The sequence below is a fragment of the Quisquiliibacterium sp. genome, assembly GCF_982640115.1.
Genome location: NZ_CEXFHW010000139.1, coordinates 1 through 10,806, shown reverse-complemented (window position 1 = coordinate 10,806; position 10,806 = coordinate 1). Strand labels below are relative to the sequence as shown.

At 68.7% G+C, this 10,806-nt stretch carries 13 protein-coding genes; 10 read left to right on the top strand and 3 right to left on the bottom strand.

What is annotated here, in order from left to right:
* Nucleotides 1–46 precede the first annotated feature (46 nt).
* The 7 genes from pstC to cutA all read left to right on the top strand — a co-directional run bounded on the left by pstC (nucleotide 47) and on the right by cutA (nucleotide 5,089).
* Nucleotides 47–1,060: a phosphate ABC transporter permease subunit PstC gene (pstC, locus tag AC2H6A_RS14405; protein ID WP_484274291.1), complete on the top strand. Its 1,014-nt coding sequence runs from the start codon at nucleotides 47–49 to the stop codon at nucleotides 1,058–1,060.
* Between the two features lie 11 nt (nucleotides 1,061–1,071).
* On the top strand, nucleotides 1,072–1,920 hold the full coding sequence (gene pstA / locus AC2H6A_RS14400; RefSeq protein ID WP_484274290.1) for a phosphate ABC transporter permease PstA: 849 nt from the start codon (nucleotides 1,072–1,074) through the stop codon (nucleotides 1,918–1,920).
* 13 nt (nucleotides 1,921–1,933) lie between these two features.
* Nucleotides 1,934–2,728 carry a phosphate ABC transporter ATP-binding protein PstB gene (gene pstB, locus AC2H6A_RS14395; RefSeq protein WP_484274289.1) on the top strand — a complete coding sequence of 265 codons (795 nt, stop codon included), beginning with the start codon at nucleotides 1,934–1,936 and terminating at the stop codon, nucleotides 2,726–2,728.
* 10 nt (nucleotides 2,729–2,738) lie between these two features.
* The gene (gene phoU, locus AC2H6A_RS14390; RefSeq protein ID WP_484274288.1) at nucleotides 2,739–3,434 is read left to right on the top strand and encodes a phosphate signaling complex protein PhoU; all 696 of its coding nucleotides are present in this window, start codon (nucleotides 2,739–2,741) and stop codon (nucleotides 3,432–3,434) included.
* A 76-nt stretch (nucleotides 3,435–3,510) separates the two neighbouring features.
* Entirely contained in the window at nucleotides 3,511–4,032 is a 522-nt protein-coding gene (gene msrB, locus AC2H6A_RS14385; protein ID WP_484274287.1) for a peptide-methionine (R)-S-oxide reductase MsrB, read from the top strand.
* Entirely contained in the window at nucleotides 4,029–4,712 is a 684-nt protein-coding gene (gene msrA, locus AC2H6A_RS14380) for a peptide-methionine (S)-S-oxide reductase MsrA (RefSeq protein WP_484274286.1), read from the top strand. Before msrB ends, msrA begins: the two co-directional genes overlap by 4 nt.
* Nucleotides 4,713–4,714: 2 nt before the next feature.
* On the top strand, nucleotides 4,715–5,089 hold the full coding sequence (cutA, locus tag AC2H6A_RS14375; RefSeq protein WP_484274285.1) for a divalent-cation tolerance protein CutA: 375 nt from the start codon (nucleotides 4,715–4,717) through the stop codon (nucleotides 5,087–5,089).
* 83 nt (nucleotides 5,090–5,172) lie between these two features.
* Here cutA and AC2H6A_RS14370 read toward each other — a convergent pair whose 3' ends face one another.
* Nucleotides 5,173–5,649, bottom strand: a complete 477-nt coding sequence (locus tag AC2H6A_RS14370; RefSeq protein WP_484274284.1) for a MaoC family dehydratase — start codon at nucleotides 5,647–5,649, stop codon at nucleotides 5,173–5,175.
* A 252-nt stretch (nucleotides 5,650–5,901) separates the two neighbouring features.
* On the opposite strand from AC2H6A_RS14370, the gene AC2H6A_RS14365 reads away from it, so the two are divergent.
* The 3 genes from AC2H6A_RS14365 to AC2H6A_RS14355 are packed head-to-tail and all read left to right on the top strand — an operon-like array spanning nucleotide 5,902 to nucleotide 8,636.
* The gene (locus tag AC2H6A_RS14365) at nucleotides 5,902–7,128 is read left to right on the top strand and encodes a cyclic di-GMP phosphodiesterase (RefSeq protein ID WP_484274283.1); all 1,227 of its coding nucleotides are present in this window, start codon (nucleotides 5,902–5,904) and stop codon (nucleotides 7,126–7,128) included.
* Nucleotides 7,129–7,134: 6 nt separating this feature from the next.
* A complete protein-coding gene (locus AC2H6A_RS14360) occupies nucleotides 7,135–8,124 on the top strand; it encodes a putative transporter (protein ID WP_484274282.1) in 990 nt (329 codons plus the stop codon).
* Nucleotides 8,121–8,636, top strand: a complete 516-nt coding sequence (locus AC2H6A_RS14355) for a HugZ family pyridoxamine 5'-phosphate oxidase (RefSeq protein ID WP_484274281.1) — start codon at nucleotides 8,121–8,123, stop codon at nucleotides 8,634–8,636. The genes AC2H6A_RS14360 and AC2H6A_RS14355 overlap by 4 nt, the downstream gene beginning before the upstream one ends.
* Here the strand turns inward: AC2H6A_RS14355 and eutC are convergent.
* The gene (gene eutC / locus AC2H6A_RS14350; protein ID WP_484274280.1) at nucleotides 8,605–9,423 is read right to left on the bottom strand and encodes an ethanolamine ammonia-lyase subunit EutC; all 819 of its coding nucleotides are present in this window, start codon (nucleotides 9,421–9,423) and stop codon (nucleotides 8,605–8,607) included. The two genes, AC2H6A_RS14355 and eutC, sit on opposite strands and share 32 nt — an antisense overlap.
* Nucleotides 9,420–10,796: an ethanolamine ammonia-lyase subunit EutB gene (locus tag AC2H6A_RS14345; protein ID WP_484274292.1), complete on the bottom strand. Its 1,377-nt coding sequence runs from the start codon at nucleotides 10,794–10,796 to the stop codon at nucleotides 9,420–9,422. The genes eutC and AC2H6A_RS14345 overlap by 4 nt, the downstream gene beginning before the upstream one ends.
* Nucleotides 10,797–10,806 lie beyond the last annotated feature (10 nt).

The window sequence follows — 10,806 nt, the reverse complement described above, 5'->3', positions numbered from 1 at the left end:
GCGGCTTCCCCCGGGAAGCCGCGTTTCCGTCAACAGGGACCCTGGCATGCGCGCATCGGTACACACCCGAGACCTGAATCCGGAGGGTTCCTTGGACGAACTTTCAACCCGACCGACGGGTGCGGCGTCGCGGGAACTGGCAGCGCGTGTGGCGCGTTTCGCGACGCAGGACCGCGCGTTCAGGACGATCACCTTCTCGTTCGCGATGCTGGTGCTGCTGGCGCTGGCCGGCATCCTGCTGTCGCTGCTCACCCAGGCCTGGCCGGCCCTGCGCGATGCCGGGCCGGCCTTCTTCTATGGCACCACCTGGAGCCCCACCGACGATGTCTACGGGGCGGTGATCGCGATCTACGGCACGCTGGCCACGTCGGCGATCGCGCTCTTCTTCGCGGTGCCGATCAGCTTCGGCATCGCGATGTTCCTCACCGAGAGCTGCCCGGTGCCGCTGCGCCGGCCGCTGGGCACGGCCATCGAGCTGCTGGCGGGGGTGCCCTCCATCATCTACGGCATCTGGGGCCTGTTCGTGCTGGCGCCGCTGATCCAGACCTGGATCCAGCCGATGCTGATCGCCACCGGCCTGCCTTTCTTCGCCGGCCCGCCGCTGGGCGTGGGCATCTTCACCGCCGGCATGGTGCTGTCGCTGATGGTCATCCCCTTCACTGCCTCGGTCATGCGCGATGTCTTCGAGACCGTGCCCCCGGTGCTCAAGGAATCGGCCTACGGGCTGGGCTGCACCACCTGGGAGGTGGTTCGCAACATCGTGCTCCCCTACACCCGGGTGGGCGTGATCGGCGGCATCATGCTCGGTCTGGGGCGCGCGCTGGGCGAGACCATGGCGGTCACCTTCGTGATCGGCAACGCCAACCGGCTGGCCGCCAGCCTGTTCGCCCCCGGCAACTCCATCGCGTCCACCCTGGCCAATGAATTCGCCGAGGCCAGCCCGGACAAGCACATCCCGGCGCTCTTCGGTCTCGGTTTGCTCCTGTTCGCGATCACCTTCGTGGTGCTCGCGCTCGCCAAGACGCTGACCCGCCCCCGCGGCGACGCGGCGCGCCGCTGATCGGAAAGACCATGGATCAGCGCATCTACCGTCGCCGCCTCACCGTCAACCTGGTCGGCCTGACGCTCTCGACGCTGTCGATGGCGCTCGGCCTGATCGGTCTGCTGTGGATCCTCTGGACCCTGTTCTACAACGGCCTGTCGGCCTTCGGTCCCGACTTCTTCCTCAACAGCACCCCGGCGCCCGGCTCCGAGGGTGGGGGCCTCGCCAATGCGATCGTCGGCAGCCTGATGATGGTGGGCTTCGCCACCCTGGTGTCCACCCCCATCGGCATCCTGGCGGGGGTCTTCCTGGCCGAGTTCGGCCAGGAGTCGCGCTTTGCCTCGGCTACCCGCTTCGTGGTCGATGTGATGCTCTCGGCACCCTCGATCGTGATCGGGCTCTTCGTGTACGCCATCGCGGTGGCCACCGTGAAGCACTTTTCGGGCTGGGCGGGGTCGCTGGCGCTGTCGCTGATCGCGGTGCCGGTGGTGGTGCGCACCACCGAGAACATGCTCAACCTGGTCCCGGGAAGCCTGCGCGAGGCGGCCTTCGCGCTTGGCGCGCCGCGCTGGAAGGTGAGCCTCTCGGTCACGCTGCGGGCGGTGCGCGGCGGCGTGACCACCGGTGTGCTGCTGGCCATTGCGCGCATGATCGGCGAGACCGCGCCCCTGCTCTTCACGGCGCTCAACAACCAGTTCTTCAGCCTGGACATGGGTCAGCCGCTCGCCAATCTGCCGGTGGTGATCTACAACTTCGCCATGAGCCCGTACCCGGACTGGCAGAAGCTCGCCTGGGGTGGGGCCGCGCTGATCGCGCTGATCGTGCTCACCATCAACATCGCCGCCCGCCTGCTGTTCCGCGACAAGCTGCGTGCCTGAGAAAGACACATTCATGCCCGAGATCCTGGAAGCTCCCGTTCAGACGCCCGTCGCCGACAGCGTGATCCAGGTGCGCAATCTGGATTTCTACTACGGCAAGTTCCAGGGCCTGCGCAAGGTGAACCTGGACATCGCCCGGCGCAAGGTGACCGCCTTCATCGGGCCCTCGGGCTGCGGCAAGTCGACGCTGCTGCGCACCTTCAACCGGATGTTCGACCTCTATCCCGGCCAGCGTGCCGAGGGCAGCATCGTGTTCAACGGCAAGAACATCCTCGACAAGGATCAGGATGTGAACCTGCTGCGCGCCAAGGTCGGCATGGTCTTCCAGAAGCCCACGCCCTTCCCGATGTCGATCTTCGAGAACATCGCCTTCGGCATCCGGCTCTACGAGACCCTGTCATCGGCCGACATGGCCAACCGCGTGGAGTGGGCGCTGCGCAAGGCCGCGCTCTGGGAGGAGGTCAAGGACAAGCTCAACCAGAGCGGCCTGTCGCTCTCGGGCGGCCAGCAGCAGCGGCTGTGCATCGCGCGCACCGTGGCGGTCCGCCCCGATGTGCTGCTGCTCGACGAGCCCACCAGCGCCCTCGACCCGATCTCCACCGCCAAGGTCGAGGAACTGGTCAACGAGCTCAAGCTCGACTATTCGATCGCGATCGTGACCCACAACATGCAGCAGGCCGCGCGCATCTCGGACTACACCGCCTACATGTACCTCGGCGAGATGGTGGAGTTCGGCGAGACCAACCAGCTGTTCATCAAGCCCACCAAGAAGGCCACCGAGGACTACATCACCGGCCGCTTCGGCTGAAGGACGCAGCATGCCCACGGAACATACCCACAAGGCCTTCGACACCGACATCGACACCCTGCGCAGCTCGGTCACCACCATGGGCGGGCTGGTCGAGCGGCAGTTCGTGCGCGCGATCGACGCGGTGCGCTATGGCGATCTGCGGCGCGTGATGGATGTGCTCACCGACGAGGAAACCGTCAACCGCATGCATGTCGAGACCGACCTGCGCTGCAACCAGGTGATCGCCCGGCGTCAGCCCATCGCGGTGGACCTGCGTGAGACCATCGCCGTCATCCACAGCATCAACGACCTCGAGCGCATCGGCGACGAAGCCAAGAAGATCGCGCTCAAGGCCAAGGACTTCAACGGCCGGCCGTTGCCCATCGATCTCGACAAGATCCAGCGCATGGCCGATCTGGTGGTGGCCATGCTGGGTGCGGCCATCGACGCGTTCGTGCGGCACGACACCACGGTGTCGGCCTCGCTCGCCGAGCGCGACCGCGCGGTCGACCAGTTGCGCGACGGCCTGATCGAGGAGCTGATCGCCACCATGGCGGCTGATTCGCGCTGCGTTTCCGATGCACTTGCCCTGGTCTTCATCGTGCAGTCGATCGAGCGGGTGGGCGATCACGCCAAGAACATCGCCGAGTATGTGGTGCAGATCGTCGAGGGCATCGACCCGCGTCATGGCCTTGCCATCCCGGTGCGCACCGGCGCGGCCTGAGGCGGCTGGCGGTATCCTTGCCTGACCGCGGGCGTGGCTGCGATCCCGCAGCGGCCCCTTCCGGAAGGTTGCCCCGATGCGTCGCCGTCATCGTCTGCTTGCCCTGTTCTCCCTGCCCTGGCTGACCCGCTCGGCCCAGTCGCAGATCCGTCCGGCCGTGCCTGCCGCCAGCCCTTCCGCCGGCCAGCCGGCCAGCCCGGGCATCGAGCCGCTGCGCCTGACCGAGGCCCAATGGCGATCCCGGCTCACCCCCGCGCAGTTCCATGTGCTGCGCGAGGAAGGCACCGAGCGTCCCTTCACCAGCCCGCTCAACCAGGAGAAGCGCGCCGGGCGCTACCACTGCGCCGGCTGCGACCTGCCGCTGTTCTCCTCCCAGGCCAAGTACGACAGCGGCACCGGCTGGCCGAGCTTCCACACCGCGCTGCCCGGGGTGTTCACCCTGCACGCCGACCGCAAGCTCTTCGTGCTGCGCACCGAGTACCGCTGTGCGCGCTGCGAGGGCCATCACGGCCATGTTTTCGACGACGGTCCGCCGCCCACCGGCAAGCGCTACTGCAACAACGGTGTGGCGCTGCGCTTTGTCGAGGGGGCAGCATGAGGACCGCGCGTCGATGGCTGCTGGCCGCGGCGCTCGGCCTGGTCAGCGCGCTCGCGCTGGCGCAGACCCGCCCCGCCGCCTCCGCGGGCACGACGGGATCGGCTGCGTCCCCGGCCGCGGCCACCGCGGGTGCCGGCACCGCCCGGGCCATCTTCGCCGGCGGCTGCTTCTGGTGCGTGGAGGCCGATTTCGACAAGGTGCCCGGTGTGCTGGCCACGGTGTCCGGCTATACCGGTGGCACGGTGCCCAACCCCACCTATGAACAGGTCTCGCGCAAGACCACCGGCCATACCGAGGCGGTGGAGATCACCTTCGACCCTGCCCGCGTAAGCTATGCGCAGCTCGTGGAGTACTTCTGGCGCACCATCGATCCCACCGTGCGCGACCGGCAGTTCTGCGATGTGGGCTCGCCCTACCGCACCGCGATCTTCGCGCTCGACGAGGAGCAGCTTCGCATCGCCCGGGCCTCGCTGGCGGCGCTCGAGAAGGCTCGGCCCTTCAAGGAGCCGGTGGTCACCCCGGTGCTGCCCGCGGCCCCGTTCTACCCGGCCGAGGAGTACCACCAGGACTACTACCGCCGTAATCCGGTGCGCTACGACTACTACCGCAGCGCCTGCGGCCGTGATGCCCGCCTGCGCGCGCTCTGGGGCGAGCAGGCCGGCAAGTTTCCGGGGAAGTGAGCGTGAGCGCCCCGCTGCCGCGTCCCGAGCCGGTGGAAACCGGCCGCCCTGACGGCGTACTGGTGGTGCATGCCAACGCGCCCGACGAGGCCTGCGCCCAGGCGATCGCGCAGGCGCTGGTCAGCGAAGGGCTGGCCGCCTGCGTGAACATTGCGGGCCCGATGCAGTCGGTCTACCGGTGGCGCGGCGAGGTGGTCAATGCCACCGAGGTGGCGCTGGTCATCAAGACCGCGGCCTCGCGCTTTCCCGAGATGGCCGCCCGCCTCAAGGCGCTGCACCCCCACGAGGTGCCCGAGATCATGGCGGTGCGCCCGGCCATGGCCTTGCCGGCCTACGCGGCCTGGGTGGTGGCCGAGACCCGGCGGCCGCGGGCCTGACCCGCCGGCCCGACGCAGTCAGGGTTGGCGGGCAGCCCGCGAGCAGGCTGCCTTGCAGACCCCGGGGCGGTGAGCCTGCTGCCTCAGAAGAAGCCGGCGTTGAGCCACTCCGCGGCGATGGCGGGCTTGCCGCCGCCCTCGATCTCGATGGTCACCTCCCAGGTGGCGTTCCAGCGATCACCGGGCTTGGCCTCGAAGTCCTTCAGGCGGAAGCGGCCGCGCACCCGCGAGCCGGCCTTGACCGGGGCCACGAATCGCAGCCGGTTGAAGCCATAGTTGACGCCCGACTTCGTGCCCTCGACGGCGGGGCAGACCTGATAGCCCATCTGTGCGAGCAGCGACAGCGTGAGAAAGCCGTGGGCGATCGTGCCGCCGTACGGGGTCTCCTTCGCGGCGCGAACCGGATCGGTGTGGATGAAATACTCGTCTTCGGTCAGCGTGGCGAAGGCCGAGATGCGGGCCTGATCGAGCAGCATCCAGTCCGAGGTGCCGAAGTCGCTGCCGATGCGCTCGCGCATCTGCTCCGGAGTGGCCCGCGAGCGGGTATTGACGCCATCCATCGCCTGTCTCCCTGGGGTTGGTCGGCAGCCGCGTGGCGCCGGTTGATATCCGGGCGATCTTAGCGTGCGGCTCGGATGCCCGGCGTTCCCGAAAGGACGGGCCGGAACGCGGCCGGCGCCATGGCCGGGTGCCGCTGATGCCCTTCGGTCTGCCGCCGACACCCCGCTTGCCGACCACCCATCGGCGATTGCCCGTGCTTCATCACCGAGGCTTTGACCCGCCCCGGTGCCGGCGGGTGAAATGGGTGGGTCATGCTGAAGAAAATTCCGAGCGCCGATCTCAGGCCTGGCATGTTCGTCCAGTCCTTCGAGGGCTCCTGGCTGAACCACCCATTCTGGAAGACCAAGTTCCTGGTCGAGGACCAGGCACTGGTGGCGACCATTCGGGAGGCCGGCGTCAAGCATCTCTGGATCGACGAGAGCAAGAGCCGGGTCATCGGTGGCGCCTCGACCGAAAAGCCCCCGACTGCCCCCGCGCCCCTCTTCGCCGCCCCGCCCCGGCCGGCCGCTTCGCCGAAGCTGGCCCTGGAACAGCGGGTCGAACTCGAGGTGGAGGTGCACAAGGCCGCCCAACTGGTCAATCGCATGCGCGGCGAGGTCACCACGCTGTTCACCGAGGTGCGCATGGGCAAGGCCATGGAGGTCGACCAGGTGCTGCCTTTCGTGGAGGAGGTCTCGGCCTCGGTGCAGCGCAATTCGGTGGCCCTGGTGAGCCTTGCCCGGCTCAAGACCAAGGACGACTACACCTTCATGCACTCGGTGTCGGTGTGCGCGCTCATGGTGGCGCTTTCCCGTCAGATCGGCCTGGGCGAGGAGGAAACCCGCCAGGCTGGCGTGGCCGGCATGCTGCATGACATCGGCAAGATGGCCATCCCGCTCGACATCCTCAACAAGCCCGGCTCGCTCACCGACAACGAGTTCGCGGTGGTGCGCAGGCATCCCGAGCAGGGCTTTGCCATGCTCAGCGAGTGCAAGGGCCTGGGCGAGGTGCCGCTCGATGTCTGCCTGCACCACCATGAAAAGATGGACGGCAGCGGCTACCCCAAGGGCCTGTCGGGTGAGCAGATCACCCGCATGGCGCGCATGGGCGCGATCTGCGATGTCTATGACGCCATCACCTCCACCCGGGCCTACAAGCAGGCCTGGGATCCGTCGGCCTCCATCCAGCGCATGTCGCAGTGGAAGGGCTCCTTCGATCCGGAGCTTTTCCAGTCCTTCGTGCGCTGCATCGGCATCTACCCGGTAGGTACCCTCGTCAAGCTCGAATCCGGCAAGATGGGCGTGGTCATCGATCAGAACCCGCGCAGCCTGGTCAAGCCGCGGGTGAAGGTCTTCTACTCCACCACCACCGGCATGCCGCTGAACCGGTATGTGCTCGACCTGGCCTCGCCCGACTGCACCGACAAGATCGTCTCGCGCGAGCTCGCCGAGAAGTGGGGCTTCGAGAACCTGCAGGACCTCTGGATGGGCAACGCCTAGCCTCGCGTGTTCCGCAGTTTCTTCCTCAGCCGGCGCTGGTTCGTCTGGTCGGGTCCTGGCACCGCGCTGATCCTGTTTGCCAGCTGGTACAAGGTGGAACTCGATGTCCGGATCAACGCGTGGTTCGGCGACTTCTACAACCTCGTTCAGAAGGCGCTGGGCACGCCGGGCAGCGTGGCGATCGATGCCTACTGGGGTCAGATCGCCAGCTTCGCCAAGCTGGCCGCGGTGTTCGTGCTGGTGTCGGTACTGCTCGACTTCCTGGTCAAGCACTATGTGTTCCGCTGGCGCCAGGCCATGAACGATTTCTATGTCGTTCACTGGGCGCGGGTGCGCGGCATCGAGGGCGCTTCGCAGCGGGTGCAGGAGGACACCATGCGCTTCGCCCGGCTGATGGAAGGCCTCGGCGTGAGCTTCATGGACAGCGTTCTGACCCTGGTCGCCTTCCTGCCCATCCTCTGGACGCTGTCGGCCAATGTCACCGAGCTGCCCTGGCTGGGCCGGGTGGAGCACTCGCTGGTCTGGGTGGCGATCGCCTTTGCGCTGGCGGGCACGGTGCTGATGGCGCTGATCGGCATCCGTCTGCCCGGTCTGGAGTTCCACAACCAGCGGGTGGAGGCGGCCTACCGCAAGGAGCTGGTCTATGGCGAGGATCAGCCCGAGCGCGCCGCGCCGGCCACCCTGCGCGGGCTCTTCGACGCGGTGCGCCGCAACTACTTCCGGCTCTTCTTCCACTACCTCTACTTCGATGTGGCGAAATGGTCGTACCTGCAGTTCGCGGTGCTGGTGCCCTACATCGCGTTAGGACCCACCCTGGTGGGCGGCGTCATCACGCTGGGCCTGATGCAGCAGATCGTGCGGGCTTTCGAGCGGGTGCAGCATTCCTTCCATTACCTGGTCAACAGCTGGTCGACCATCGTCGAGCTGATCTCGGTCTACAAGCGGCTGCGCGAGTTCGAGCGCCGCATCACCGCCGCGCCGGGGCTGGCGCCATGAACCGCGCCGACGCCCTGCGCCCGGTGGATGACGCGGCGCGCGCGCAGGCCACGGCGCTGCTGGCGGCTGCGCGTCACGGCGCGCTGGCCGCGCTCGAGCCGGGCAGCGGCCACCCCCTGGCCAGCCGGGTGGCGCTGGTGGCCGAGGCCGACGGCGCGCTGATCATCCTCATCTCCACGCTCGCCGCCCACACCGGGGCGCTGCAGGCCGACCCGCGCTGCTCGGTGCTGATCGGCGAGCCGGGCGCCGGTGACCCGCTCGCCCATCCCCGGCTCAGTCTTGCCGGTCGGGCCCGGATGCTGGAGCGCGACTCGGCCAAGGGCCAGGCTGCGCGCGAGCGTTACCTCCAGGCGCACCCGAAGGCGGCGCTCTATGCGGATTTCGGTGACTTCGCCTTCTGGCGCATCGAGCCCCTGCGGGCCAGCCTGAATGCCGGATTCGGCCGCGCCCACGAGTTCAGCGCGGAAGATCTTCGGCCGATCAGGGCAGCAGACGGTCCGACTCGTCCTTGAGCTGCGTGCCGGTGCCGCCGATGGCGCGCGCCCGTTGCAGCAGCCACCAGAGCTTGTGGGCGGCGGCCTCGATCGACAGGCCTTCGGCCCGGATGTTCGAGAGGCAGTTGCGCTCGGCATCCATGCGGCCCACCCGCGGCTGCGCGGTGAGGTAGACACCCAGGCTGTCGGGTGAGCCCAGACCGGGGCGCTCGCCGATCAGCACCGCCACGAAGCCCGCGCCCAGTGCCTCACCGACCGCATCGCCCAGCGCGACCCGGGCCTGGGTGGCGATCACCAGCGGCCCGATCGACCAGCCCGGCGGCGTGAGCGCCAGGGCCTGCCGCACCAGGGGCGCGGCGTGGCGCTGCAGGGCAAGCGCCGACAGGCCATCGCCCAGCATGAACACCAGGTCGGGCGCGGGCTGGCCAGCCGCTGTCACACGCAGCGACGCGGCATCGTCCGGGTGCAGCCGGCGGCCGAGGTCGGGTCTGAGCAGGTAACGGTGACGATCGGGCGCGGCGCTGCGCACCTGCTTCACCGGGGGCATGCACTCGCCGGCGAGCGCTTGCCGCAGCGCCTCGGCATCGAGCGCGCAGTGCACCGCGTCGCGGGCCTGGGCATGGGCCAGGCCGAATCGCAGCACCTCGGCGGTAGGCAGGCTGGTGCCGCTGCGGCCGAGCGCGATGCGGGCCGGGGTGAAGGCCCACAGTTCGGCCCAGGGGTCGGGCCTTGCCGGCGCCGCGGCAGCGCGCGCGTCATCGGGCCTGACCGTCGGCGCGGCGGTGTCGGGTTGCGGCTGGTTCATCGCAACATCGGCAGCTGACGCAGCGCCGCCAGCGCGGGGTGGTCGGGATCGGCGGGGAGCAACTCGCCCTGCGCGTTGGTCAGGCCCATGGCCTGCAGCCAGGCCTCGAACTCCGGCGCCCGCTTCAGGCCGAGCAGCCGGCGCAGGTAGAGCGCGTCGTGAAAGGAGGTGCTCTGGTAGTTGAGCATGATGTCGTCGGCGCCCGGCACGCCCATCATGAAAGTGAGGCCGGCCGAGCCCAGCAGGGTGAGCAGGGTGTCGACATCATCCTGGTCGGCCTCGGCATGGTTGGTGTAGCAGACATCGCAGCCGAGCGGCACGCCCATCAGCTTGCCGCAGAAGTGGTCTTCGAGGCCGGCGCGGATGATCTGCTTGCCGTCGTAGAGGTACTCCGGTCCGATGAAGCCGACCACGGTGTTGGTGAGCAGCGGCGAGAACTCGCGGGCCACCGCATAGGCGCGAGCCTCGCAGGTCTGCTGGTCGAGGCCGTGATGCGCGTCGGCCGACAGCGCGCTGCCCTGACCGGTCTCGAAGTACATGACATTCTCGCCCACGGTGCCCCGGCGCAGGGACAGCGCCGCATCGCGGGCTTCACGCAGCAGCCCGAGGTGGATGCCGAAGCCGCGGTTGGCCTTCTCGGTGCCGGCGATCGACTGGAAGACCAGATCCACGGGCGCGCCGCGTTCGATCAGCGCCAGGGTGTTGGTGACATGGGTGAGCACGCAGGACTGGGTGGGCGCCTGCAGCCTGCCGATGAGCTCATCGAGCGCGTGCACCAGACCCGCAAGCTCGCCGAGGTTGTCGCCCACCGGATTCACGCCGATCACCGCATCGCCCGCGCCATAGAGCAGGCCATCGACGATCGAGGCCGCCACCCCCCGCAGGTCATCGGTGGGGTGGTTGGGCTGCAGTCGCACCGCCAGCCGGCCCGGCAGGCCGATGGTGTCGCGAAAGGCGGTCAGCACCCGGCATCGGGAGGCCACCAGGATCAGGTCCTGGTTGCGCATCAGCTTGCTCACCGCGGCGGCCATCTCGGGCGTGATGCCCCGCTGGAGCCGGGCAAGCGCTGCGGTGTCGGCCTGGTCGCCAAGCAGCCAGTCGCGGAACTCGCCGACCGTGAACGAGGCCACGGGTGCGAAGGCCGCCGTATCGTGGCTGTCGAGGATCAGTCGGGTGACCTCGTCGTCCTCGTAGGGAATGAGCGCCTCCTGCAGGAAGCGCGAGAGCGGCACATCGGCCAGGCACAGTCGCGCCGCCATGCGCTCCTCGGCAGGCTCGGCGGCCACTCCGGCGAGCAGGTCGCCGGAGCGCGCGGGCGAGGCGCGGGCCAGCACCGCCGCGAGATTCTCGAAGCGGTAGGCCCGTGCGCCGATGCTCTGGCGG